The 24,006-nt window shown below is 70.3% G+C and carries 22 protein-coding genes; 13 read left to right on the top strand and 9 right to left on the bottom strand.

Annotated elements, in window-relative coordinates:
• Nucleotides 1-49: 49 nt before the first annotated feature.
• From ACRSBM_RS00850 to ACRSBM_RS00810, 9 genes are all read left to right on the top strand, one after another.
• On the top strand, nucleotides 50-1,819 hold the full coding sequence (locus ACRSBM_RS00850) for an acetyl/propionyl/methylcrotonyl-CoA carboxylase subunit alpha (RefSeq protein WP_434438653.1): 1,770 nt from the start codon (nucleotides 50-52) through the stop codon (nucleotides 1,817-1,819).
• Between the two features lie 137 nt (nucleotides 1,820-1,956).
• Entirely contained in the window at nucleotides 1,957-2,211 is a 255-nt protein-coding gene (locus tag ACRSBM_RS00845; protein ID WP_434438652.1) for a hypothetical protein, read from the top strand.
• A 4-nt stretch (nucleotides 2,212-2,215) separates the two neighbouring features.
• Nucleotides 2,216-2,602: a DUF1707 SHOCT-like domain-containing protein gene (locus tag ACRSBM_RS00840; protein ID WP_434438651.1), complete on the top strand. Its 387-nt coding sequence runs from the start codon at nucleotides 2,216-2,218 to the stop codon at nucleotides 2,600-2,602.
• Nucleotides 2,581-3,357 (top strand): HAD-IA family hydrolase, encoded by a 777-nt coding sequence (locus ACRSBM_RS00835; RefSeq protein ID WP_434438650.1) that lies wholly within the window; start codon nucleotides 2,581-2,583, stop codon nucleotides 3,355-3,357. Before ACRSBM_RS00840 ends, ACRSBM_RS00835 begins: the two co-directional genes overlap by 22 nt.
• A 9-nt stretch (nucleotides 3,358-3,366) precedes the next feature.
• Nucleotides 3,367-3,933, top strand: coding sequence for a GNAT family N-acetyltransferase (locus ACRSBM_RS00830; protein WP_434438649.1), 567 nt, complete (start codon nucleotides 3,367-3,369; stop codon nucleotides 3,931-3,933).
• 6 nt (nucleotides 3,934-3,939) lie between these two features.
• Nucleotides 3,940-4,527: a DUF3558 domain-containing protein gene (locus ACRSBM_RS00825; protein ID WP_434438648.1), complete on the top strand. Its 588-nt coding sequence runs from the start codon at nucleotides 3,940-3,942 to the stop codon at nucleotides 4,525-4,527.
• A gap of 97 nt (nucleotides 4,528-4,624) precedes the next feature.
• A complete protein-coding gene (locus ACRSBM_RS00820) occupies nucleotides 4,625-4,990 on the top strand; it encodes a transcriptional regulator (protein ID WP_434438646.1) in 366 nt (121 codons plus the stop codon).
• Nucleotides 4,991-4,992: 2 nt separating this feature from the next.
• Nucleotides 4,993-6,213 carry a PPE domain-containing protein gene (locus ACRSBM_RS00815; protein WP_434438644.1) on the top strand — a complete coding sequence of 407 codons (1,221 nt, stop codon included), beginning with the start codon at nucleotides 4,993-4,995 and terminating at the stop codon, nucleotides 6,211-6,213.
• On the top strand, nucleotides 6,213-7,019 hold the full coding sequence (locus tag ACRSBM_RS00810) for an ESX secretion-associated protein EspG (protein WP_434438642.1): 807 nt from the start codon (nucleotides 6,213-6,215) through the stop codon (nucleotides 7,017-7,019). The genes ACRSBM_RS00815 and ACRSBM_RS00810 overlap by 1 nt, the downstream gene beginning before the upstream one ends.
• Before the next feature lie 89 nt (nucleotides 7,020-7,108).
• Here the strand turns inward: ACRSBM_RS00810 and ACRSBM_RS00805 are convergent, their stop codons facing one another.
• A complete protein-coding gene (locus ACRSBM_RS00805; RefSeq protein WP_030478530.1) occupies nucleotides 7,109-7,558 on the bottom strand; it encodes a gamma-glutamylcyclotransferase family protein in 450 nt (149 codons plus the stop codon).
• Between the two features lie 109 nt (nucleotides 7,559-7,667).
• Here ACRSBM_RS00805 and ACRSBM_RS00800 point away from each other — a divergent pair, with 109 nt between their 5' ends.
• Together ACRSBM_RS00800 and ACRSBM_RS00795 are read left to right on the top strand one after the other, a co-directional pair.
• The gene (locus tag ACRSBM_RS00800; protein ID WP_434438640.1) at nucleotides 7,668-9,071 is read left to right on the top strand and encodes an NAD(P)H-quinone dehydrogenase; all 1,404 of its coding nucleotides are present in this window, start codon (nucleotides 7,668-7,670) and stop codon (nucleotides 9,069-9,071) included.
• 144 nt (nucleotides 9,072-9,215) lie between these two features.
• Nucleotides 9,216-9,752 carry a sortase domain-containing protein gene (locus tag ACRSBM_RS00795; RefSeq protein ID WP_434438638.1) on the top strand — a complete coding sequence of 179 codons (537 nt, stop codon included), beginning with the start codon at nucleotides 9,216-9,218 and terminating at the stop codon, nucleotides 9,750-9,752.
• A gap of 99 nt (nucleotides 9,753-9,851) precedes the next feature.
• Here the strand turns inward: ACRSBM_RS00795 and glpK are convergent, their stop codons facing one another.
• Entirely contained in the window at nucleotides 9,852-11,360 is a 1,509-nt protein-coding gene (glpK, locus tag ACRSBM_RS00790) for a glycerol kinase GlpK (RefSeq protein WP_434438637.1), read from the bottom strand.
• Between the two features lie 13 nt (nucleotides 11,361-11,373).
• Complete coding sequence (locus tag ACRSBM_RS00785) at nucleotides 11,374-12,117, bottom strand: MIP/aquaporin family protein (protein ID WP_434438636.1); 744 nt, start codon at nucleotides 12,115-12,117, stop codon at nucleotides 11,374-11,376.
• Nucleotides 12,118-12,403: 286 nt separating this feature from the next.
• Here ACRSBM_RS00785 and ACRSBM_RS00780 point away from each other — a divergent pair, with 286 nt between their 5' ends.
• Nucleotides 12,404-14,113: a glycerol-3-phosphate dehydrogenase/oxidase gene (locus ACRSBM_RS00780; protein ID WP_434452910.1), complete on the top strand. Its 1,710-nt coding sequence runs from the start codon at nucleotides 12,404-12,406 to the stop codon at nucleotides 14,111-14,113.
• Between the two features lie 64 nt (nucleotides 14,114-14,177).
• On the opposite strand, the gene ACRSBM_RS00775 is transcribed toward ACRSBM_RS00780, so the two are convergent.
• The 6 genes from ACRSBM_RS00775 to ACRSBM_RS00750 all read right to left on the bottom strand — a co-directional run bounded on the left by ACRSBM_RS00775 (nucleotide 14,178) and on the right by ACRSBM_RS00750 (nucleotide 22,275).
• Nucleotides 14,178-15,455: a M20 family metallopeptidase gene (locus ACRSBM_RS00775; protein ID WP_434438635.1), complete on the bottom strand. Its 1,278-nt coding sequence runs from the start codon at nucleotides 15,453-15,455 to the stop codon at nucleotides 14,178-14,180.
• Nucleotides 15,452-16,624: a M20 family metallopeptidase gene (locus tag ACRSBM_RS00770; protein ID WP_434438633.1), complete on the bottom strand. Its 1,173-nt coding sequence runs from the start codon at nucleotides 16,622-16,624 to the stop codon at nucleotides 15,452-15,454. Before ACRSBM_RS00770 ends, ACRSBM_RS00775 begins: the two co-directional genes overlap by 4 nt.
• A gap of 204 nt (nucleotides 16,625-16,828) precedes the next feature.
• Nucleotides 16,829-17,122: a hypothetical protein gene (locus ACRSBM_RS00765; RefSeq protein ID WP_434438631.1), complete on the bottom strand. Its 294-nt coding sequence runs from the start codon at nucleotides 17,120-17,122 to the stop codon at nucleotides 16,829-16,831.
• A gap of 56 nt (nucleotides 17,123-17,178) precedes the next feature.
• Nucleotides 17,179-18,171, bottom strand: coding sequence for a methylmalonyl Co-A mutase-associated GTPase MeaB (meaB, locus tag ACRSBM_RS00760; protein ID WP_434438629.1), 993 nt, complete (start codon nucleotides 18,169-18,171; stop codon nucleotides 17,179-17,181).
• Nucleotides 18,164-20,299: a methylmalonyl-CoA mutase gene (gene scpA, locus ACRSBM_RS00755; RefSeq protein ID WP_434438627.1), complete on the bottom strand. Its 2,136-nt coding sequence runs from the start codon at nucleotides 20,297-20,299 to the stop codon at nucleotides 18,164-18,166. The genes meaB and scpA overlap by 8 nt, the downstream gene beginning before the upstream one ends.
• On the bottom strand, nucleotides 20,296-22,275 hold the full coding sequence (locus ACRSBM_RS00750) for a methylmalonyl-CoA mutase family protein (RefSeq protein ID WP_434438625.1): 1,980 nt from the start codon (nucleotides 22,273-22,275) through the stop codon (nucleotides 20,296-20,298). The genes scpA and ACRSBM_RS00750 overlap by 4 nt, the downstream gene beginning before the upstream one ends.
• Nucleotides 22,276-22,365: 90 nt before the next feature.
• Between ACRSBM_RS00750 and ACRSBM_RS00745 the strand changes: the two genes are divergently transcribed.
• Nucleotides 22,366-24,006, top strand: coding sequence for a serine/threonine-protein kinase (locus ACRSBM_RS00745; protein WP_434438624.1), 1,641 nt, complete (start codon nucleotides 22,366-22,368; stop codon nucleotides 24,004-24,006).

Raw genomic sequence — 24,006 nt, 5'->3', positions numbered from 1 at the left:
GGCACCAGCCAGAGCCGTAATTAACCGGTCCAGCAGGAGGTACGACGCCGTGTCGCTGCGCAAGGTCCTCATCGCCAACCGCGGTGAGATCGCCGTCCGGGTCATCCGCGCCTGCCGTGACGCCGGTCTGACGAGCGTCGCCGTCTATGCCGATCCCGACCGCGACGCGCCGTTCGTCCGGCTCGCCGACGAGGCGTTCGCGCTCGGTGGCAACACCCCCGGCGAGAGCTACCTGTCGTTCGAGAAGGTGCTCGCCGCCGCCGCGCAGTCCGGTGCGGACTCGGTGCACCCCGGTTACGGCTTCCTGTCCGAGAACGCCGACTTCGCGCAGGCCGTGCTCGACGCCGGCCTGGTCTGGATCGGCCCGACCCCGCAGGCGATCCGCGACCTCGGCGACAAGGTCACCGCGCGGCACATCGCGATGCGCGCGGGCGCGCCGCTGGTGCCCGGTACCAAGGACCCGGTCGACGGACCGGACGAGATCATCGCGTTCGCGACCGAGCACGGGCTGCCGGTCGCGATCAAGGCCGCGTTCGGTGGTGGCGGCCGTGGCCTCAAGGTCGCGCGCACCATCGAGGAAATCCCCGAACTCTTCGACTCCGCGGTCCGCGAGGCCGTCACGGCGTTCGGCCGCGGCGAGTGCTTCGTCGAGCGCTACCTGGACAAGCCGCGCCATGTCGAGGCGCAGGTCCTCGCCGACACCCACGGCAACGTGATCGTCGTCGGCACCCGCGACTGCTCGTTGCAGCGCCGCCACCAGAAGCTGGTAGAGGAGGCGCCCGCGCCGTTCCTGACCGACGAGCAGCGCGCCACGATCCACTCGTCCGCTCGCGCGATCTGCCTCGAAGCGGGCTACCACGGCGCCGGCACCGTCGAGTACCTCGTCGGCCTGGACGGGTCGATCTCGTTCCTGGAGGTCAACACGCGCCTGCAGGTCGAACACCCCGTGTCGGAGGAGACGACGGGCCTCGACCTGGTGCGCGAGCAGTTCCGGATCGCGGCCGGCGAGAAGCTGCGTTTCACCGAGGACCCGACGCCCCGCGCGCACTCGATCGAGTTCCGCATCAACGGCGAGGACGCCGGCCGCGGCTTCCTGCCCGCCCCCGGCACCGTCACGACGTTCATCGCGCCGTCCGGCCCCGGCGTCCGCGTGGACGCCGGTGTCGAGTCGGGTTCGGTGATCGGCGGGCAGTTCGACTCGTTGCTGGCCAAGCTGATCGTGACCGGCGAGACCCGCGAGGAGGCCCTGGCCCGTGCGCGGCGCGCCCTGGACGAGATGGTCGTCGAGGGCATGGCGACGGTGCTGCCGTTCCACCGGGTGATCGTGCGGGACGCGGCGTTCACCGCCGAGAAGCCCGAGGGCTTCACCGTGCACACGCGATGGATCGAGACCGAGTTCGACAACCAGATCGCGCCGTTCGCGGGCGCTTCCGAGGCCGCGGACGAGGAGACACCGCGCCAGACCGTCGTCGTCGAGGTCGGCGGGCGTCGCCTGGAGGTGTCGCTGCCGGGCGATCTCGCCGTCGGCTCAGCGCGTCCCGCCGCCGCTTCAGCGAAAAAGCCGAAGTCGAAGCGCGCGGGCGGCGGCTCGGCCTCCGTCTCGGGCGACGCGGTGGCGGCGCCGATGCAGGGCACGATCGTGAAGGTGGCCGTCGAGGACGGGCAGACCGTCGAGGCGGGCGACCTGATCGTGGTGCTGGAGGCCATGAAGATGGAGAACCCGGTGACGGCGCACAAGGGCGGCACCGTGACGGGCCTGGCGGCGGCGCCCGGCGACCCGATCACCCAGGGCACCGTGATCTGCGAGCTGAAGGACTGAGGGCAGGCTCGCGCGGGGGTACCCCTCGGTTTTGGATCCCCCGCGGCCCAACGTAGCCGCGGGGTCTGACACTCGTGCCCGACCGAGGCGGCCGCGCCGTGTTGTGCAGGTGGGGACGGCCGCGCTGTGTTGTGCGGGTGGGGGACGGCCGTGCTGTGTTGTGCGGGCTGGCGTGGACGGTCGCGCTGTGCGGTGGCGGGTGGCCGGGCGGCTGGGGACGGCCGCAGTGTGATCAGCGGGCGGCCAGGACGGTCGCGCTGGGCGGCGCGGGTGGCCGGGCGGCCAAGAACAGCCACACCACGATCGACCCAGACGGCCAGGCCGCCGACGACGGCCGCACTGTGATCTGTACGCGGCAGGACGGCCCACACCGGCCACTCACCTACGATTGAGCTCGTGAGCGACCCCTCGAGGGACATCCGCATCGGTGACACCGAACGCCAGCAGGCGTTGCAGGTGCTCGGTGAACATCTGAGCGCGGGCCGCATCGACGTGGACGAGTACGGCGAGCGGTCCGCGAAGATCACCACCGCGAAGACCCGCGGCGAGCTCATGGCGTTGTTCCACGACCTTCCCGATCCGCGGCCGCAGTTCGCCGCGCCGATGCCGATGTTCGACGAGCCCTCCAAGGTGCCCGCGCGCCGGTGGGACGGGGCGGTCGTGCCGGTGGTCGGGGTGGCCGTGGTGATCGCGTTCTTCGTCCTGGTGCGGAACCCGCTGATCTTCCTGCTCGTCCCCGCCGTGGCGATCCTGTGGGCCCAGTGGAACGGACGCCGGCGCTGAAACCGTTGCTGTTGCTGGACCTCGACGGCGTGCTGCGGTCGTTCCCGCCGGTGCCGCCGGAGGTCGCCGCGATCGCCTTCGAGCCGGCGCTCCTGCACCGCGCCGTCACCGGTGAGATCTCCGACGAGGAGTGGAGGCGGCTGGTCGGGCCCGGCTTCGCGGCCGGCCCCGGTGAGGTGATCCACGAGGCGCTCGCGTTGGTGCGGGCGGCGCGGAGGCAGTGCTTCGTGGCGTTGCTGTCCAACGCGACGACACGGCTGGAGGCGGATCTCGCCCTGCTCGGACTCGACGCCGAGGTCGACGCGGTCTTCAGCTCGGCGCGGCTCGGTCTCGCGAAGCCGGATCCCGCGGTCTTCCGGCGGGTGCTCGACGAGCTCGGGTACGCCACGGCGGTCTTCTGCGACGACACGGCGGAGAACGCGGCGGCGGCGTGTGAGGCGGGGCTGGACGGTGTGCACGTGCCGGACACGGCGGCGTTGCGGACGGCGCTCGCCGTGCGCGGGTTGATCCCCGCGACGGTGCTGGTGATCCTGCCGGATCGCGACGAGGCGGAGGAGCTGGCCGCGGAACTGCTCGAGGCCGGCTGGGGGCCGTGTGCCGTGCACCGCGACATGCTGGCCGGCGAGGACGACGCCGAGGACGTGGACTGGGTGGTCGAGCTGACCACCGCGCCGGACGGCCTGCCCGCGTCCGCGCACCGCGCCGAGCTCGACGACCTGGCTGACCGGCACGACGGCTTCACCGGCGACGGTTAGCCTCTGGCCGTGGAGCCAGTCGAGATCAACGCGGGCGAGTACTACCTGCGCGCCTTCCGCAGCGACGACCGCATCGACGACGTGCCGGCGCTCGTCGAGACCTACGCGGACCCGGACACCCGGCGGTACATGCACCGGCTGACCGCGGCCGGCGCGCCGGCCCCCGAGGGGCTCGTCGTGCTGCTGGCCGACGGCTGGGAGAAGGACTACCGCTGGTCGTGGGCGGTGTGCGACGCGGTCACCGCCGAGGTCATGGCCGGGATCATCGTCCACAACGTCGACCACCACCTCGCCTCCGCCGAGGTCATGTGCTGGAGCCAGCCTCGGCACCGCGGCAAGGGCGTGCTGCCGGCCGCGCTGAACTCCGTGCTCGGCTGGGTGTTCGGGGCGATGGAGATGCACCGGATCACCTACCGGCACGCGGTGTCGAACAAGGCGTCGCAGCGGGTCGCGGAGAAGTGCGGGTTCACCCTGGAGGGTCGTCTTCGCGAGGAGACGATCGTCGATGATCAGCGCGAAGACCAGTTGCTGTGGTCACGACTGGCGACAGATCCCTACCCGGAGCAGCTACGGTGACCGGCCATGCGGATCACGGCGCTCCTCATCCCCGCCGCGGTGGCGCTGGCCGGTTGCACGGCCGTGCCCCGGCAGAGCTCGCTGACCACCCCGCCGCCACCACCGACGACGCAGACCACGTCGGTCGCGCGGCTCGACTTCCCGCCCCGGCCACGCCCGCTGCCACTCGACGGGGTGGATCCTTGTGCGGTGCTGTCCGAACAGCAGCGCACGGCGTTGAGTCTCGACAACCCGCCCAGCGCGTACGTCGAGCCGAGCTTCGGCAGCGCGAAGGCCTGCACGATCCGCAGCACGACGAGCGGGAACGTGGCGCGGATCGCGCTCGTGCTGGTCTCCGGGGCGGACGTGTGGCTCTCGGACAACGCCCAAGTGGACTACGAGGTGAGCTCGATCGAGGGATTCGCGGCGATTACTGTCCGCACACCCGACATGGACAACATCTGCAACGTCGAGATCGACGTCGCCGACGGGCAGTTCCTCGACGTCATGTTCCGCGACGGTGGCAATTCCACTGCGGTACAACAAGATCATCTTTGCCTGGGCGCCCAGCGGGTGGCCGAGGCCGCGATGGCCACTTTGCTCCAGAAGCGCTGACCCACACGGGCGGATGTCACCCATCGCACTCCCCAGCGTTACCTTCGGTGGCTAGAGTGTCGAAGCGCTTGTAGGCACAACCGCCGGAGGTTTCGCGATGCCGCCAGGGGGACGCAGCGGGGCTGACTCCTCGCCGCCCGTCCAGCACGAGCTGAACGTGGAGCCCGAGGCCATCCCGGCGTTGCGGAACACGTTCTCGGCCGCGCTGACCAAGCTCGACAAGCAGATCGAGATGGCGGTCACCGAGTTCCGCGTCCGGCCGTGGGCGGGCGACCCGGTCAGCCAGGAGGCGGCCGACAAGTTCAACGACAGGTCCATCTCGGACGGCGACTCGGCGTTGCAGGCGCTGCTGAACTACCAGCGGCAGCTCAAGACGGCGATGGACAACCTCAACCAGATCGAGCGGCAGTACGACGTGGTCGAGGGCGACAACACCGGCATGATGAACAAGAGCGGGTGCTGACGATGGCTGATCACCGCTGGCAGGGCTACAGCCACAAGGAGCTGTACGAGCGCATCCACGCGGGTCCGGGTGCCTCCGCGTCGTTCGCGTCGATGGAGCGCTGGCAGGGCGTGTCGGCCGCGCTGACCGAGATCAACGACGACCTGCACTCCGGCATCGCGCTGTCGGGCGCGAGTTGGACGGGCAAGGCCGCCGACATGGCGCAGGCCGGCCTGAACCCGATCGCCGCCTGGGCGGACAGCGCGCGCACCGGCGCGGACGTCATGCGCTACTCGGCCGAACTCCAGGCCGGCTACGTCTCGAAGGCCCGTGCGGACATGCCGGCCCCGGTCGCGGTGACCGCGGAACAGCCGGGTGCCCTCGTCACGGGCATCACGCACCTCTTCGGCGGCCAGACCGACCACGAGAAGCAGGAGGCTGCCCAGGACGCGGCCGAGCGCCGCGCCCGTGAGGTCATGTCCACCTACGCGTCGTCGACGACCGCGAACACCTCGACGCTGGGCCAGTTCAGCCAGCCGCCGCAGCTGCAGATCAGCGGCACCGGCGTGGCGCACGGCGGCGGCGCCCAGGTCGGCACGGCCGCCGTCTGGGGCTTCGGCCCGCGCGGCACGACCGGCAGCACCACGCGCACCCGCACGTCCACGGGTACCCGCGGCTCCACCGCACCTCCGCCACGCACGACCACGACCACGTCGCCCGGTTCCACGACCCGCACCTCCAGCGCGGCGAACCCCGTCGCGACGTCGAAGGGCTCCACGACGTCGCCCTCGTCCGCGGGCACGACGGGCACCGCCGGTCCCGGTGGCACGGGTACGGGCACGGGCACCGCGGGCGTCGGCGTGCCGGGCCAGCGCAACTCCAGCCGTTCGGGATCGTCGTCCTCCACCGAGCCGAAGCAGATGGAGGAGGGCGCGACCGCGGCCTCCGGTGCCGCCATGGGCACGGTCATGAACAACGGTCACGCCGCCGGTGTCGCCAATGCCGCCGGGTCCGCCCTGGGTCCGACGGGCACGGCCGGCGCGGCGAACAACAACGACCAGGTCCACCGCAGGGCCGTGCCGATGCCGCAGGCGTTCGACCCGTTCGGCGGCATGGGCCCGCGCAAGGGCGAGGAAGAAGAGGACCTGGAGCACAAGGCCGCCGACTACTTGCGTGAACGAGACGACATCTACGGCGTCGGCAGCTACTCGCTGCCCGTCATCGGGGAGAGCACGACCGACTGATGACTCTGTTCGGCTTGGACGCGGGGATGAGCGACACGCGCGACCCGGTGATCATCTCCACGCTGGAGTACGACGTCCTCTGGGACCACCTGGGCCTGGAGACGATGCCGCTCGTCCTGAAGGTCCCCTCACCGGGCAAGACCACCGAGGAACGACGCGGCATCGAGGACCAGGTCTGGCGCCAGCTGGGCGCGCGCGGCCTCGGCGGCCCGCGCTCCCTCGACCCGACCCTCGAAGACCTGCTGCACGTGCTGAACCGCCCGCAGCAGGAGATCGACGCCCGCATGTGGCTGGCCGACCGCAGCGTCCGCGTCCTCGCGGCGGGCAAGGGCCAGGCAGGCGTCCTCGCGATCATGGACGGCGGTCAGCTCCTGCTGCGTCCCGCCGAGGCCGACGGCCTGCCGCGCGAGGCGCTCACCGCCCTCCCCACGGCCCCGGCGGGCGAAGGGCACAGCATCACCCTGCCGTCCGCGGACCTGGACGCAGCCGCCGCCTCAGCGTCGTCTCCGGAAGATCTCGAAGCCGCCCTGCGCGGCGCTCTGCGCGCCGACGACGCCCACACCCTGGCCGAAATGGTCCGCGACGCCTCGAACCGGGGCCAGTTCGGCGCCGCGGCCCGCGACAAGTGGGGCAAACGGGTCCGCCCGGACCGCGTGGTCGCCTTCTACGACACCCCGAAGGGCCGCTACCTGCAGATGCGCCGCGCCTCGGAGGGCCAGGCACCGTGGTCGACCATCACCCCGGTCGACTACCGCCGGCTGCACCACCACCTGGTGGAACTGCTGGCGGAGGCGGCCGGTCGCTGACCGATCGGCACGCGGGGCGCGTTCGTGCGTTCACGGCGAACGAAGGCTCCCCGCGTGCACTTCACCCCGCGTGCGTCTCACTGCCCTGGTCAGGGCCCGATGCCCTGGCAGGGCCGGGTCCTCAGGTCGTTGACGTAGTCGTCCGGCGCCCCGGCGGCTTCGGCCGCGTCGGCCACCACCCCGATGTACCGCGCCGACGGCAGCCCGCCCTCGTAGGCGTCCAGCACGTACAGCCAGGCCACCACGGACCCTTCGAGCGTCTGCACGCGCAACCGGATCTTCTTGTAGAGGCCGAGCGCGCCCTCCCATCGGTCCAGCCGCGACTCGTCGCGCGGTGACACGTCGTAGAGCACGCAGAACGTCTGGTGGTCTGGCTCCTCGACGATCGTCGCGAGGGCGCCCTCCCAACCGAGGTCCTCGCCACCGAACGTCATGCGCCAACCGACGAGCCAGCCGGTCCCCGCGAGCGGGGAGTACGGGGCTCGCTCCATCATCTGGTTCGGATCCATGTTCGACCCGTACGCGGCATAGAGCGGCACGTCCGACAGCGTAGCGACACGGCGATCAGCTTTCGGTACTGACGACACGCCGGTTTCTGCCAACGCGTACGGTTGTGCCGGCCAGCAAGCACGCAGAAGGGAACTGATCGTGACCCGCATCGTCATCATGGGCGGCGGACCCGCAGGTTACGAGGCAGCCCTGGTCGCGGCCCAGCACGGCGCCGACGTGACCGTGGTCGAGAACGACGGGGCCGGTGGCGCGTGCGTGTTGTACGACTGCGTTCCGTCGAAGACCTTCATCGCTTCCGCGGGGGCTCGCAGTGCCTTCCGCAATGCCGGTGAGCTGGGCATTCAGACCCACAACGAGCAGGCGGCGGTCGACCTTCCGGTGGTCCACGGACGGGTGAAGGGCCTCGCGCTGGCCCAGTCCGCGGACGTGCGGGCACGGTTGCAGCGCGAGGGCGTGCGGCTGATCAACGGCCGCGCGAAGTTCGCCGACGACTCCCGCGGGCTCGCCCAGCACCTGGTCGTGGCGATCGGCGCGGACGGCTCCGAGGAGACCCTCAGCGCCGATGTGGTGCTCATCGCAACGGGCGCCACCCCGCGCGTGTTGCAGGGTGCGGAGCCCGACGGCAAGCGGGTCCTCACCTGGCGGCAGATCTACGACCTGCCTGAGCTGCCCGAACACCTCGCGGTGATCGGTTCCGGCGTCACCGGTGTCGAGTTCGCCAGCGCCTACACCGAGATGGGCGTGAAGGTGACGATGGTCTCCAGCCGGGACCGGGTGCTCCCCCACGAGGACGCCGACGCGGCCGCCGTGCTCGAGGACGTGTTCGCCGAGCGCGGCACGGCCGTCGTCAAGCACGCCCGCGCGGACCGGGTCGAGAACACCGGCGACGGCGTCCTGATCCACCTGGAAGACGGTCGCACGATCGAGGCATCGCACGCCCTGATGACGGTCGGGTCGGTGCCGAACACGAACGACATCGGCCTCGACAAGATCGGCATCGAGCTCGGGCGCGGCGGGTACATCCCGGTCGACCGGGTGAGCCGGACCAACGTCAGCGGCGTCTACGCGGCCGGCGACTGCACCGGTGTGCTGCTGCTCGCGTCCGTGGCCGCCATGCAGGGCCGCATCGCGATGTGGCACGCACTGGGCGAGGGCGTCAGCCCGATCAAGCTCAAGACCGTCGCCGCGAACGTCTTCACCAACCCCGAGATCGCGAGCGTCGGCATCAGCCAGCAGGCGATCGACTCGGGCGAGGTGCCGGCCCGCACGATCATGCTGCCGCTCGCCACGAACCCCCGCGCCAAGATGGAGGGTCTGCGCCGCGGCTTCGTGAAGCTGTTCTGCCGCCCGGCGACCGGTGTGGTCATCGGCGGCGTCGTCGTGGCGCCGAACGCGAGCGAGCTCATCCTGCCGATCGCGCTGGCCGTGCAGAACCAGCTCACCGTCGAGCACCTCGCGACGACGTTCTCGGTGTACCCGTCGCTCTCGGGTTCGATCACCGAGGCCGGCCGCCAGCTCATGCGGCACGACGACCTCGACTGAGCAGTCCGAACCGCGCCACCGCCGACACCGGACGTCCACAGTGGACGGGCCGTGGTCGATGCCTGCGGACACAACGATGATCACATTTCGATTCAGCCTTGATTGGACGCGCAACTGACCCACGAGATGTGCGTCAATGGGATCGTGCGGACTCGTGTCTTGATCTCGGTGCTGTGCGTGGCGCTGGCCACCGCCTGTTCGCAAGGACCGGCACCGAAACCGTCGGCGGCGACGAGCGAGAGCGCTCCGCCGCCGGTGGTGTCACCGCTCGGCGACTCCGATCCGATGGAGCTGCGGATCGAGCGGATCGGCGTGCGGTCGTCGTTGGTCGCGCTCGGCCTCGACCCGCAGGGCGTGGTCCAGATGCCGCCGGCCAACGAGGGCATGCAGGCCGGTTGGTACCAAACGCAACCGAAGCAGTGGATCATCGTCGGCCGGATCGAGAGCAACAAGGCCCCCGGTGTCTTCTACCGCCTCAACGACCTGCAGCAGGGCGACGTGCTCGAAGTGTCCAAGAAGGACGGTTCGCTCGCCCGCTTCACGGTGACGCGCACCGAGAGGATCATCCGCGACGACTTCTTCGCGGAGGCCGTCGCGCGGGACAAGGACGAGCAGGGGCTGCGGCTGATCACGTGCGGCACCCGCGACAACGTGATCGTGCACGCGGCCCCCAACCCCTGAACGACCGCGAGTTCACGTCGGTCGTCCGGTCAACCGCTCGGCCGGACGACCGACTTGAAGGCGAACTCGCCGCCGTCTGCGGAGCAGCGGCAATCGAACTCAGTCCTCGACCCAGTCGAAGGTCTTCGAGACGGCCTTCTTCCAGTTGGCGTACTCGGAGGCACGGCGGGACTCGTCCATCCGCGGCTCCCACTGCTTGTCCTGCGCCCAGTTGTCGCGGATGTCGTCCTCGGTCTCCCAGAACCCGACCGCGAGACCGGCCGCGTAGGCGGCGCCCAGCGCGGTGGTCTCGGCGACGACCGGCCTGATCACCGGAACGCCGAGGATGTCCGCCTGGAACTGCATCAGCAGCTCGTTCACGACCATGCCGCCGTCGACCTTCAGCGCGGTCAGGTCGACGCCCGAGTCGGCGTTCATCGCGTCGAGCACCTCCCGCGTCTGGAAGGCGGTCGCCTCCAGCACGGCACGCGCGAGGTGGCCCTTGTTGACGAACCTCGTGAGCCCCACGATCGCGCCACGCGCGTCGGAACGCCAGTACGGCGCGAACAGGCCGGAGAACGCGGGCACGAAGTACGCGCCGCCGTTGTCCTCCACGGACCGCGCGTGCTCCTCGATCTCGGCCGCACTCGAGATCATGCCGAGGTTGTCGCGCAACCACTGCACCAGCGAGCCGGTGACCGCGATCGAGCCCTCCAGGGCGTAGACCGGGGCGGCCTGGCCGATCTTGTAGCAGATGGTGGTGAGCAACCCGTTCTCGCTCATCACCTTCTCGGTGCCGGTGTTGAGCAGCATGAAGTTGCCGGTGCCGTAGGTGTTCTTGGCCTCGCCGGGCGAGAGGCAGGCCTGACCGAACGTCGCCGCCTGCTGGTCGCCGAGGATGCCGGCGATCGGCACACCGGCCAGCGCGCCGCGTTCGCGCACCTGGCCGTAGACCTCCGACGAGGAACGGATCTCCGGCAGCATCGACATCGGAATGCCCATGTCGGCGGCGATCGAGGAGTCCCACTGCAGCGTGTCGAGGTCCATCAACATGGTCCGCGACGCGTTCGTCGGGTCGGTGACGTGCACACCGCCGTTGGTGCCGCCCGTCATGTTCCACAGCACCCACGTGTCCATGTTGCCGAACAGCAGGTCGCCGGCCTCGGCCTTCTCCCGCGCGCCCTCGACGTTGTCGAGGATCCAGCGGACCTTGGGCCCGGAGAAGTAGGTGGCCAGGGGCAGCCCGACCTTCTGGCGGTAGCGCTCCTGCCCGCCGCCCAGCGCACCCAGCTCCTGGACGATCTTGTCGGTGCGCGTGTCCTGCCACACGATGGCGTTGTAGACGGGCTCACCGGTGTTGCGGTCCCACACCAGCGCGGTCTCGCGCTGGTTGGTGATGCCGACGGCGGCGATGTCCGCAGTGGACAGATCGGCCTTGGCGAGCGCGCCCGCGGCGACCTGGCGGGCGTTCTGCCAGACCTCCTTCGGGTCGTGCTCGACCCATCCCGCCCTGGGGAAGATCTGCTCGTGCTCCTTCTGGTCGACCGACACCACCCGACCCGAGTGGTCGAAGATCATGCAACGGGTCGACGTGGTGCCCTGGTCGATCGCGGCCACGTACTGCGTCATGCGAGGAGTCCTTTCAGACCGGGAGAACCAGAAAGAGCAACGCGGCGAGCGCGCCACCCACGAGCGGGCCCGCGACGGGGACCCACGAGTAGCTCCAGTTCGCGTTGCCCTTGTTGCGGATCGGCATCATGAACGCGTAGGCGATGCGCGGACCGAGGTCGCGCGCCGGGTTGATGGCGTAGCCGGTCGGGCCGCCGAGCGACGTACCGATCACCAGCACGACGAACGCGACACCCGCGTAGCCGAGCGCCGAGTTGCCGAACTGCGGAACCCCGTCGACCGTCTCCTTCGCGCCGGGCGACAACAGGATCCAGAAAACGAGCACGAACGTGCCGATGATCTCGGTGACGAGATTCCACGGCTTGTTCGGCACGGTCGGGCCGGTGGAGAAGATGCCGAGAGTGTTCTGCGGTTCGTCGTGCGTGTCGAACTGCAGCTTGTAGGTCGCCCAGCAGAGCATCGCGCCAAGGATGGCGCCGACCATCTGACCGAGGACGTAGACGGGAACGTCGCCCCACGGAGTCTTGTCCGCGACGGCGAGACCGAGCGTCACGGCGGGGTTGAGGTGTGCCCCGCTCGGGTTGGCGATGCTCGCGCCGGCGAAGACCGCGAAGGCCCAGCCGACGTTGACGAACAGGAAGCCCGTGCTGTTGCCGAGCGTGTTCTTGAGCACCTGGTTCGCGACGACACCGGTGCCCAGGAGGATGAGGACCGCTGTCCCCAGCATCTCCCAGACGAAGATCGAGCCTGCGCCCACTGCCGACCTCCTTGCGCTTGCGGCTTGAGGAGAGCGCGCAAACCCGAGGTCAGGGCCGCGCCGCCCGCCTACAACGTGCTCGGACGCTATTACCGTGTCGATCAGTTGTCCATGCCGGGTGCGCCTGCCCGGACCGTATCGGGACGGTGGGGACCCGCGCCCGTCGTCCGTGGGCGGAAGGGGGTTGCTGCAGGTAACGTGATCCGCGAGTCGTCACAGGGAGGCGCCTGTCGTGGCCACGCGAAACAACGCAGCTGCAGCACAGCAAACCCCCACGGCCCCGCCGATCACCGGCAGGCTGGGCCCCGCCGAGCGCGAGGAGTCGTGGCAGCGGCTGGGGGCGGAGACGTTCGACCTCGTGGTGATCGGCGGTGGTGTCGTCGGCGTCGGCGCGGCACTGGACGCCGCCACGCGAGGCCTGCGGGTGGCGCTCGTGGAGGCCCGCGATCTGGCGTCCGGCACGTCCAGCCGGTCCTCCAAGCTCTTCCACGGCGGCCTGCGGTACCTGGAGCAGCTGGAGTTCGGTCTGGTCCGCGAGGCACTGCGCGAGCGGGAGCTGATGCTGACGCGGATCGCGCCGCACCTGGTGAAGCCCGTCGCCTTCCTCTATCCGCTGAGCAACCGCGGGTGGGAACGCCCGTACACGGCGGCCGGCCTGTTCCTCTACGACACGATGGGCGGCGCCCGGTCCGTTCCGGGGCAGAAGCACCTGAGCCGGGCGGGCGCGCTGCGGCTGGTTCCGGCGTTGAAGCGCGACGCGTTGATCGGCGGAATCCGTTACTACGACGCCCAGGCCGACGACGCCCGGCACACGATGATGGTCGGCCGCACCGCCGCCCACTACGGCGCCGTGGTGCGCACGTCGACCCAGGTGGTCGGGTTCCTGCGGGAGGCGGACCGCGTGTCCGGCGTGCGCGTGCGGGACGTGGAGGACGGGCGCGAGGTCGACGTCCGGGCGCACGCGGTGATCAACGCGACCGGCGTCTGGACGGACGAGCTGCAGCGGCTTTCGGGCTCGCGCGGCCGTTTCCGGGTGCGGGCGTCGAAGGGCGTGCACATCGTCGTTCCGCGCGACCGGATCGTCGCCGAGGCCGGGATGATCCTGCGCACCGAGAAGTCCGTGCTGTTCGTGATCCCGTGGCGCAACCACTGGATCGTCGGCACCACGGACACCGACTGGAACCTCGACCTGGCGCACCCGGCCGCCACCAAGCACGACATCGACTACATCCTCGAACACGTCAACTCGGTGCTCGCGACTCCGTTGACGCACGCCGACATCGAGGGCGTCTACGCGGGCCTTCGGCCGTTGCTGGCGGGCGAGTCCGACTCGACGTCGAAGCTCTCGCGCGAACACGCGGTCGCTCGCGTCGCCCCGGGGCTCGTCGCGATCGCGGGCGGCAAGTACACGACGTACCGGGTGATGGGCGCGGACGCCGTCGACGCGGCGCACGTCGACCTGCCCGGCCGTATCCAGCCGTCCATCACCGACAAGGTGCCGCTGGTCGGCGCCGACGGCTACCACGCGCTGGTGAACCAGGCCGACCAGCTGGCGGCCAAGCACGGGCTGCACCCGTACCGCGTGCGGCACCTGCTGGACCGCTACGGCTCGCTGGTGCACGAGGTGCTGTCCATGGCCTCGGGCAACCCGGAGCTGCTCAAGCCGATTCCGGCCTCTCCGGACTACCTGCAGGTCGAGGCGGTGTACGCGGCGTCGCACGAGGGCGCGATGCACCTGGAGGACGTGCTGACGCGGCGCACCCGCATCTCCATCGAGTACGCCCACCGCGGCGTCGACTCGTCGGAGGCGGTCGCGCGGCTGATCGCGCCGGTACTCGGCTGGGACGAGGACACGATCAAGCGGGAGGTCGAGGTCTACAACGCGCGCGTCGAGGCCGAACGCACGTCGCAGACCCAGCCGGACGACGAGGCGGCGGACGCGGTGCGGGCCTCGGCGCCGGAGGCCCGTCCCCAGCTGGAAGAACCGGTCAGCTAACGAGCCTGCGAACACGTCTGGCGGGGCACCAGCCGGTGCCCCGCCAGACTCTTGTGCAGACCGATCAGGCCAGAGCGGCCAGCGCCGTGTGGACCATGACGCGGACGCCCACCAGGAGCGCGCGCTCGTCCAGGTCGAACGTCGGCTGGTGCAGGTCGCGCTGCTTCTCCTGGCCGTTCCAGACGCCCAGGCGCGCGAACGAGCCGGGCACGTGCTCGAGGTACCAGCCGAAGTCCTCGCCGCCGGAGGACTGCTCGGTGCCGGCCAGCGCGTCGTCGCCCAGTGCGGCCTCGATGCCGGCGCGCAGGATCTGGGTGGACTCGCGCTCGTTCACCACCGGCGGCACGCCGCGGCGGTGGTGCAGGTCGAAGCCGACGCCGGTGGGGGCCAGCAGACCCGTGACCAGGTCCTTGACCAACGGCTCCAGCTCGGCCCAGATGTCGCGGTCGCCGGTGCGCAGCGTGCCGCGCACCAGGCCGTCCTGCGGCACGGCGTTCGGCGCCTCACCCGCGTGCACCGCGCCCCACACCAGCACGGTGCCGGAACGGGGGTCGACGCGGCGCGACAGCATCGTCGGCAGGCCGGTGATGACCGTGCCGAGCGCGTGCACGAGGTCCGCGGTCAGGTGCGGGCGCGAGGTGTGACCGCCCGGCGAGGACAGGCGCACCTCCAGCAGGTCGGAGGCCGACGTGATGGCGCCGATGCGCGTGCCGATGCGGCCGACTTGCAGGCGCGGGTCGCAGTGCAGGCCGAAGATCCGTTCCACGCCGTCGAGCCCGCCCGCGGCCAGCACGTCGAGCGCACCGCCGGGCATGACCTCCTCCGCCGGCTGGAACACCAGGCGGACGCGGCCGGGCAGCTCGGTCGCCGACGCGAGCGCGAGCGCCGTACCGATCAGGACCGTCGTGTGGGCGTCGTGGCCGCACGCGTGCGACACACCGTCCACAGTGGACGAGAACGGCAGGCCGGTGTTCTCCGGCAGCGGCAGGGCGTCCATGTCGGCGCGCAATGCCACGCAGCGGGGGCCGCTGCCGATGTCGCAGATCAGGCCCGTGCCGCCGGGCAGGACGCGCGGCTTGAGGCCGACCTCGCGCAGCAGCTTCGCCACGAGCTCGGTGGTGTTGTACTCGCGCCGGGACAGCTCGGGGTTGGCGTGGATGTGGCGGCGCCAGGCGACGACGTCGGCGGCGTGCGCCTTCAGCCAGTCGTCGAGCCAGGCGGGGCCGCGGCCCTCTCCGAGATCATCCACACCAGACATGCTCACCCCGGTGGGGTCGACAAGCATCTCAGGAGACGTCTTCACAGTTGAGGAGCCCGAAGGCCGGGAGTCCAGAACCGTCATGCCGCACCTCCGCGGGCCAGCAGCCGTGCGCGCTGCCGGGAATCGGTGGCTGTCGCGATCGTCGTCCAGGCCATGGCGAGTGCTCCTTCGAGCACCGCACGGTCGGCCGACGCCGAGGCACAGGCGGTCGCGAACTCTAGTTGGTGGTTCACCGCGTCTCCGCAGTCGATTGCGATGGTCGGGTGGATGGCGGGCAACACTCTGGTGACGTTGCCCATGTCGGTGCTCCCGATCTTCTCTCGCTGTTCCTGCTCGGGCGAGAGCGGTCGTCGTCCCAGCTCGGTGGCCGCACGCCGGTAGGCGTCCGCGAGCCACGGGTCGGGAGTCAGCTCGGCGTAGATCGGTGAGACCTGCACCACCTCATGGGTGCAGCCGGTCGCGAGCGCGCCGGCCGAGAAGCAGTCCCGGATTCGGTTCTCCAGGCGCTGCAACGATTCCAGGTTCTCCGCCCTCACATCGAACATCGCCGATGCGCGGGCGGGTATTACGTTCGGCACGGTACCGCCGTTGGTGACGATGCCGCTGACCATCTGACCGGGCTCGAAGTGCTGCCGCAGCAGGCTGATCGACATCTGCGCGATCGTCACCGCGTCCGCGGCGTTGACGCCCAGGTGCGGGGCGGCGGCCGCGTGCGACGGCCTGCCCTTGTAGTGCACCTCGAGATCGGTGATGGCCAGCGACTTCGCGGCGCACGACTCGTACGGCGCGGGATGAACCATCATGGAGAACGAGACGTCGTCGAACACGCCCCGTTCCAGCATGAGCACCTTGCCGCCGCCGACCTCTTCCGCCGGAGTTCCGATCACCTTGACGGTGATACCCAGCCGATCGGCGAGATCACGCAGAGCGAGCGCCGTTCCGACGGACGCGGCGGCGATGACGTTGTGCCCGCACGCGTGCCCGACCTCGGGCAGGGCGTCGTACTCGGCACAAAGCCCCAGCACCAGCTCACCGTCGCCGTACGTCGCGACGAACGCGGTGTCGAGCTCCGCCACCCCGCGATCGATCTTGAAACCCTCGCGGGCGAGCAGGGAGGTGATCTTCTCGACGCTGCGGTGCTCGGCGAAGGCCAGCTCAGGCTCGGCGTGGATCGAGTGCGACAGGTCCAGCAGCGCGTCCGAGTACCGCTCGACGGTCGAGCGTGTGCTGATCTTCAAGTCGGTACCCATTGGCCACCATCCTGCATCACCACCTGTGGGACGCGGCGCGCTGATGATGATCAACCGGACGGCCGGTCGCAGCGCTGCGCCAAGCGGCGAGCGAGTTTCGGTCTGACCGATCAACGATGACGCAAATGGTCGGGAGACACGCTTAATTTTGACTATTACGTTCCAGCATGTGGAACGTAGCGTCTCAACCGGACGACCGCCGGGCTAGCCCTTCTTCGCCGCCCGCTCCTTGCGCCACTTCGCCCACCGCTTCTTGTTGCGGTAGTAGACCAGCGCGAACAGGACCAGGGCGATGCCCCCGATCCACAGCTTGCGCTTGGTCTCCTCACGAGCTTCAGGCGACGGCTCCTGCGGGGCGTTCACGGTCGGAGCCGGGTTCACCGTGGTCTGCTGCGCGGCCTCCACCGGCGCGTTCGCCGCCTCTTGCGCGGACGCCACCCCGGCAGTCCCGAGAACGCTCATCAGCGCGAACACGCAGGCCAGCAGCAACCTCGACATGGCCTGAACTCTACCTCGAATACCACGTTCGAAGGTCACCCAAACTAGTTAAGCGCCTACCGAGAGTCCGATTGGAACGCCTTCAGGATCTGCTCGGCCGCCAGCGTCGCGGTGAGCTCTCCGGTGCGGACCTTCTCCTCCAGAGACGGCGCCAACGCGCGCACAGCGGCGCTCTCGCGCACCTGCCGCCACAGTTCGTCGTGGACCATCATCCAGGTCCAGTCGACCTGCTGGCGGCGACGGCGTTCGTCCAGTTCCCCGGCGTCGGTCAGGGTGGACCGATGTTCCAGCACTCGGGACCACAGCTCGTCGAGACCGGTTCCGGTGAGGCCCGAGCACGTGAGCACCGGCGGGTGCCACAGCGCGTCCGGCGGGCGCAGCAGCTTGAGGGCTCCGGCGAGTTCGCGAGCGGCCTTGCGGGCGTCCAGCTCGTGCTCGCCGTCGGCCTTGTTGACCGCGATGACGTCCGCGAGCTCCAGGATGCCCTTCTTGATGCCCTGCAGCTGGTCACCGGTGCGCGCGAGGGTCAGGAACAGCGAGCAGTCCGTCATGTTCGCGACGGCCACCTCCGACTGCCCCACACCGACCGTCTCGACCAGCACGACGTCGAAGCCCGCGGCCTCGACCAGCACGATCGTCTCGCGGGTGGCCTGCGCGACGCCGCCGAGCGTGCCGGACGTCGGTGAGGGCCGGATGAACGCGTTCTGGTTCACCGACAGCCGCTGCATGCGCGTCTTGTCGCCCAGGATGCTGCCGCCGGTGCGCGTCGAGGACGGGTCGACGGCAAGCACCGCGACCCGGTGGCCCCTCTCGGTCAGCGTGGTGCCGAGGGCGTCGATGAACGTCGACTTGCCCACGCCGGGCACGCCGGTGATGCCGACCCGGATCGCGTCGCCCGACTTGGGCAGCAGCTCGATCAGCAGCTCCTGGGCCTTGGCCCGGTGGTCGGCGCGGGTCGACTCGACGAGCGTGATGGCCCTCGCCAGCACGCCCCGGTTGCCGTCGAGGACGCCCTTCGCGTACTCGGCGACGTCGATCACCCTAGGCATGGTGCCCGAGCTGGTCCGCCAGCTTCACCAGCAGGTCCTTGGCCGCGTCCGCGATCACGGTGCCGGGCGGGAAGATCGCCGCCGCGCCCGCCGCGTACAGCTCGTCGAAGTCCTGCGGCGGGATCACGCCACCGACGACGATCATGATGTCCTCGCGGCCGAGCCCGGCGAGCGCTTCACGCAGTGCCGGCACCAGCGTGAGGTGACCAGCGGCCAGCGAGGACACGCCGACGATGTGCACGTCGGCCTCGACGGCCTGGCGCGCGACCTCGTCCGGCGTCTGGAACAGCGGGCCGACGTCGACGTCGAAGCCGAGGTCCGCGAACGCCGTGGCGATCACCTTCTGGCCCCGGTCGTGCCCGTCCTGCCCCATCTTGGCGACGAGGATGCGCGGCCGGCGACCCTCCTCGGCCGCGAACGTCTCGACGACCTCGCGGCAGGCGTCCACGTTGGACACTGAGCCGACCTCCTGCCGGTAGACACCGGAAATGGTGCGGATCTGCGCGCTGTGCCGCCCCCAGACCTTGCCGAGCGCCTCGGAGATCTCACCGACCGTGGCCTTCGCGCGGGCCGCGTTGATCGCCAGTTCCAACAGGTTGCCGTTGTGCTGAGCGGCGTTCGTGAGCGCGTCGAGCGCACTGTCCACTGCGGACTGGTCGCGCTCCTCCCTCAGCCTGCGCAGCTTCTCGAGCTGCTGGGCGCGCACGCCGGCGTTGTCGACCTTGAGGACCTCGATCTGCTCGTCGGTGTCCACAAGGTACTTGTTGACGCCGATGACGGGCTGCCGTCCGGAGTCGATCCGCGCCTGCGTGCGGGCGGCCGCCTCCTCGATGCGCAGCTTGGGAAGGCCCTCGTCGATCGCGCGGGCCATGCCGCCGGCCTTCTCGACCTCGTCGATGTGCTCCCACGCCTTGGCGGCGAGCTCTGCCGTGAGCCGCTCGACGTACGCGCTGCCGCCCCACGGGTCGATCACGCGCGTGGTGCCGGACTCCTGCTGCAACAACAACTGCGTGTTGCGGGCGATGCGCGCGGAGAAGTCGGTCGGCAGGGCGAGCGCCTCGTCGAGTGCGTTGGTGTGCAACGACTGCGTGTGCCCCTGCGTCGCGGCCATCGCCTCGACGCACGTGCGCGCGACGTTGTTGAACACGTCCTGCGCGGTGAGCGACCAGCCGGACGTCTGGCAGTGCGTCCGCAAGGACAGGGATTTGGGGGACTTCGGCTCGAACGTCCGCACGAGCTTCGCCCACAGCAGGCGCGCGGCCCGCATCTTGGCGATCTCCATGAAGTAGTTCATGCCGATCGCCCAGAAGAAGCTCAGCCGCGGCGCGAACGCGTCCACGTCCAGCCCGGCCTCCTGGCCCGCACGGAGGTACTCGACGCCGTCCGCGAGCGTGTAGGCCAGCTCCAGGTCGGCCGTCGCCCCGGCCTCCTGCATGTGGTAGCCGGAGATCGAGATGGAGTTGAACTTCGGCATGTGCTGGGACGTGTAGCTGAAGATGTCGGAGATGATCCGCATCGACGGCCGCGGCGGGTAGATGTAGGTGTTGCGGACCATGAACTCCTTGAGGATGTCGTTCTGGATGGTCCCCATGAGCTGCTCCGGCTTCACCCCCTGCTCCTCCGCCGCCACGACGAACAGGGCCAGGATCGGCAGCACCGCGCCGTTCATCGTCATCGACACGGACATCTTGTCCAGCGGAATGCCGTCGAACAGCGTGCGCATGTCGTAGATCGAGTCGATCGCGACGCCCGCCATGCCGACGTCACCGGCCACCCGCGGGTGGTCCGAGTCGTAGCCGCGGTGCGTGGCCAGGTCGAACGCGACACTCAGGCCCTTCTGCCCTGCCGCGAGGTTGCGGCGGTAGAAGGCGTTCGACTCCTCGGCCGTGGAGAAGCCGGCGTACTGGCGCACGGTCCACGGCTGGTTGACGTACATCGTCGGGTACGGGCCACGCAGGAACGGCGCGATGCCGGGGTAGGTCCGCAGGAAGTCGAGACCGTCGGTGTCCGACGGGCCGTAAACCGGCTTGACCGCGATGCCCTCCGGCGTCTCCCACGGCGGCAGGTCGGTCTCGTACTTCGCCTGCGGGAGCGGGCCGAGGTCGATGTCCGCGAAGTTGGGGATCATCGCTCCACTCCCTTGGATTTGTCGATGGCGAGGAATTCGAAGGTGCTGCTGAGGATTTCCAGCGCGGGGCAGCCGAGGTGGACGAAGCCGTCGACTTCCGCGTCACTCTTCTTGCCCGCCAGGAGTACCCGTTCGGCGCCGGCTTTGCGCAGTGCTTCGACGGTTTCGACGGCCAGGTCGGCGTAGCTGGTGTCGCTGCCGCAGACGACCGCGACCCTCGCTCCGGACTCCCTGAACTTGTGCGCCACTTCCTCGGCCGTCTTCGTCGGGCCCGCGTTCGGGGTGGCGAAGCCGCCGGCGTTGAAGAGGTTCGCGGCGAAGGTGGCGCGGGCCGTGTGGGCGGCCACGGGGCCGAGGGTGGCGAGGAAGACCTGCGGGCGTTCGGGCTGGGCGTCGGCGAGGTCGCGCAGCTCCTCGAAGGCCTGGGCGTAGCGGACCCTTGGCAGCCCGAAATTGTCGGACCTGCTTGAGAAACTTGGAGTGGGGGGTGCTTCCCCCCAGGGGGCCTGCGAATCGGAATCGATTCCGGGGGCGGGGACCGCGGCGAGCTCGGCGGCGGGTTCGCCGGAGGCGGCGGGTTCGCCGGAGGCGGCGGCGGGCGCAGCGGCGACAGGCTCCGCGGGGGCGGGGGCGGGGGCGGACACGGTCGCGTCAGGCACGCCGGGTGCGGGGACGGCAGCGCCGGGCACGGAAGCGCCGGACACAGCGACGGAGGCGGGAGCGGGCTCGCGGACGACCGGTTTCTCGCCGAGGTTCGGGAACTCGCTCACCCCGGTGATCGGGTCACTACGGTCCGCCAGCCGAGCCGACCGGGCCGCCCACGTCGCGGCGATCCGGTCAGCGACCAGCGTCCCCGCCTCGCCGATGCCGCCCGCCCGTTCGATCTCCTGGAACCAGGCCCACGCCTCGACGGCCAGCGCGTCGGTCAGCTTCTCCACGTACCAGGACCCGGCCGCCGGGTCGATCACCTCACCGAGGTGCGACTCCTCCAGCAGCAGGTTCTGCGTGTTGCGCGCGACCCGCCGCGCGAACTCGTCCGGCAGCCCGATGGCCGCGTCGAACGGCTGCACCGTCACCGAGTCGGCGCCGCCGAGACCGGCGGCCAGGCACGCCACCGTGGTGCGCAGCATGTTCACCCACGGGTCGCGGCGGGTCATCATCGCCGATGACGTCACCGCGTGCTGGAGCTGCACGGCGTCAACACCCGAGACACCCGAGACCTCGGCGACGCGCGCCCACAGGCGGCGGGCGGCGCGGAGCTTCGCGATGGTCATGAACTGGTCGGCCGTCGCGGCGTAGCGGAACTCCAGCTGTGCGAAGGCCTCCGCGACTCCGAGTCCCGCATCGGTCAGAGCGCGCAGGTACGAGACGGCCAGCGCGAGAGAGGCGCCCAGCTCCTCGGAGTCCGAGCCGCCCGCGTCGTGGAACGGCAGCGCGTCCACCACCACGGTTCGCAGCGAGGGGAACTCCGCGCGGGCCTGCCTGATCACGTCGAGGGCCTCGCCGAACGGCACGAGGGCGAGGTTGCCGCGCACTTCCGCGGCCAGCACCGGTGCCTGGTCGTAGATCCGCAGCATCGCGCGGGCCGCGTCCACCGAGCCGTCGAGCACGATCGGTGCGAGGTCGAGGTGGACGCCGTCCAGCACTCGTTCGAGCGACGACGCGGGCAGGGCCAGCCACAACGAGGTGACGCCGCCCTCCAGGTCGTTCATCAGGGCGACCGGGTCGGGCACGGCGTGGCGCTGGCGGACGTCCCAGCCCTGCTTGGCGGGCACCAGGGCGTACGGGACGGGCAGCGCGTCGTCGAGCGTGTACAGCGGCTGGAGCTCGATGCCGTCGTACGTCTTCGTGACCAGCGACTCGTAGCTCGCGCCGGTCTTGCGGAGGACGGCGTCGACCAGTTCACGCCACTGTTCCCGCGTCGCCGCGGGGAACTCGTTCGAGCGGAATTCGGCGGGCAAGGCCAACTCCATCATGCGTTGCAGTGTTACCGACTGGTACCGGCACGGCTATGTGAGGTTCACCGCCGTTAACGATGCAGTCAGTCTGTCAGGAACAATCGAGTCGTGGACAAAGGTGACCTGAAGCGCCTGATCGCGGACCGGTACCGGTTGCTGCACGTGCTCGGTCAGGGCTCGATGGGCACCGTGTGGGCCGCGCACGACGAGGTGCTGGGCAGGCAGGTCGCCGTGAAGGGCATCCTCCACACCCCCGGCATGCCCGACGCCGAGGCCGCCCAGCTGCGTGAACGGACCATGCGCGAGGCGCGGGCCGTCGCCGCGCTGTCCCACCCGAACCTGGTCACGCTCTACGACGTCGTGCAGCACGACGGCGACCCGTACGTGGTGATGGAGCTCGTGCCGTCCCGCAGCCTCGGCGAGGTGCTGCAGGAGCAGGGCTGCCTCACCGAGAAGCAGGGCGCGGCGGTGCTGGACGCTGTCGCGGCGGCGCTGGCGGCGGCGCACCGGGCCGGCATCACGCACCGGGACGTGAAGCCCGGCAACGTGCTGATCGCGGACGACGGCCGGGTCAAGCTCACGGACTTCGGCATCGCGCGCAACGTCGCCGAGGCCACCATGACGGCGCGCGGCATCACGCTCGGCACGCCCGCGTACATCGCACCCGAGGTGGCGCAGGGCGGTGACGTGTCGGAGGCCGCGGACAGGTGGTCGCTCGGCGCGACGATGTGGGCCGCGATGGCGGGCGAGCCGCCGTACGTCGGCAAGAACGTCATGCAGACGATCAACGCGGTGATCAACGGCGACGTGCCGGTGCCGGCGGGCGCGGGCCGGCTCGCGCCGGTGATCAGCGGGTTGATGTGCAAGGAGCCGGCCGGACGGCTGTCGCTCGTCGACGTGCGCAAGCAGGTCTACCCGCTGCTGCCGGAGCCGGGCACGGACGCGTTCGAGGTCCGCGAGTCGGTGCCGTTGCCGGTGGTGGTGCGCCCGAAGCCCAGGATCGAGCCGGACGCGCCGCTGGCCGATGACCCCGGCCCGCTGCCCTTCCTGGTGACCAAGCCGATGGGGTCCCAGCCTCGACGGGGACCGCTCGCCTCGACGTTCGTGCTGGTCGCGGCGGTTCTGCTGTTCGTGGCGGGCTCGGGTGGCGGGTTCGCGCTGACCCGGCTGGCCGCGGGCGCGACGCTGCTGCCGCCGGCCGAGCAGACCCTGGCCACCCTGCTGCCGACCCTGCCCACGTCGGCGAGCCTGCAGCCGCGCACCGCGTCGGCCGTGCTGGCCAACGGCGACCGGGGCGGGAAGTTCACGCTGAACGTCGACCAGAGCTGGTCGGTCTACTCCGAGCAACGGGCCTCCGACGCGCGGCTGCCGGCCTCGGCGGTGGTGCACTTCGTGTCGGGCAGCGGCGCGTATGAGGTCGCGGTGCAGCGCTTCCCCGAGTACTACCCGAAGCGCGACATCAAGGCGTACATCGCCGGTGTGCAGGCGCGGTGGCCTGGCCGGTTCTTCGGCGGCGACAAGGTGCCGACGCCGGACCTCGCGGGACCGCGCAGCGAGGACAGCATCCAGTTCATCTACAAGACGGTCGAGGGCAACGAACCCAACGCGTTGCGCAGGTCGCACTTCTCCCGCGTGCTCCCCTACGGCAACGACCTGTGGGTGGTCGAGGTCGTGGTGCCCACCGAGCAGGAGGACGAGGCCAGGGTCCGTCTCTTCGACGCGATCGCCTCCACGTTCGCCCCGGTTTAA

The sequence above is a fragment of the Lentzea xerophila genome, assembly GCF_051094245.1.
GTDB classification, from domain to species: domain Bacteria; phylum Actinomycetota; class Actinomycetes; order Mycobacteriales; family Pseudonocardiaceae; genus Lentzea; species Lentzea xerophila.
The sequence above is the reverse complement of the archived record's forward strand: the minus strand, read 5'-3'. Positions and strand labels throughout refer to the sequence as shown.

What these genes read in the sequence shown, in the direction of transcription:
- meaB (WP_434438629.1), bottom strand. Translation starts at nt 18,171, where the DNA reads ATGCCTAGGGTGATCGACGTCGCCGAGTACGCGAAGGGCGTCCTCGAC.
- ACRSBM_RS00770 (WP_434438633.1), bottom strand. Translation starts at nt 16,624, where the DNA reads ATGGGTACCGACTTGAAGATCAGCACACGCTCGACCGTCGAGCGGTAC.
- glpK (WP_434438637.1), bottom strand. Translation starts at nt 11,360, where the DNA reads ATGACGCAGTACGTGGCCGCGATCGACCAGGGCACCACGTCGACCCGT.
- ACRSBM_RS00810 (WP_434438642.1), top strand. Translation starts at nt 6,213, where the DNA reads ATGACTCTGTTCGGCTTGGACGCGGGGATGAGCGACACGCGCGACCCG.
- ACRSBM_RS00750 (WP_434438625.1), bottom strand. Translation starts at nt 22,275, where the DNA reads ATGATGGAGTTGGCCTTGCCCGCCGAATTCCGCTCGAACGAGTTCCCC.
- ACRSBM_RS00775 (WP_434438635.1), bottom strand. Translation starts at nt 15,455, where the DNA reads ATGACGGTTCTGGACTCCCGGCCTTCGGGCTCCTCAACTGTGAAGACG.
- ACRSBM_RS00765 (WP_434438631.1), bottom strand. Translation starts at nt 17,122, where the DNA reads ATGTCGAGGTTGCTGCTGGCCTGCGTGTTCGCGCTGATGAGCGTTCTC.
- ACRSBM_RS00825 (WP_434438648.1), top strand. Translation starts at nt 3,940, where the DNA reads ATGCGGATCACGGCGCTCCTCATCCCCGCCGCGGTGGCGCTGGCCGGT.
- ACRSBM_RS00820 (WP_434438646.1), top strand. Translation starts at nt 4,625, where the DNA reads ATGCCGCCAGGGGGACGCAGCGGGGCTGACTCCTCGCCGCCCGTCCAG.
- ACRSBM_RS00815 (WP_434438644.1), top strand. Translation starts at nt 4,993, where the DNA reads ATGGCTGATCACCGCTGGCAGGGCTACAGCCACAAGGAGCTGTACGAG.
- scpA (WP_434438627.1), bottom strand. Translation starts at nt 20,299, where the DNA reads ATGATCCCCAACTTCGCGGACATCGACCTCGGCCCGCTCCCGCAGGCG.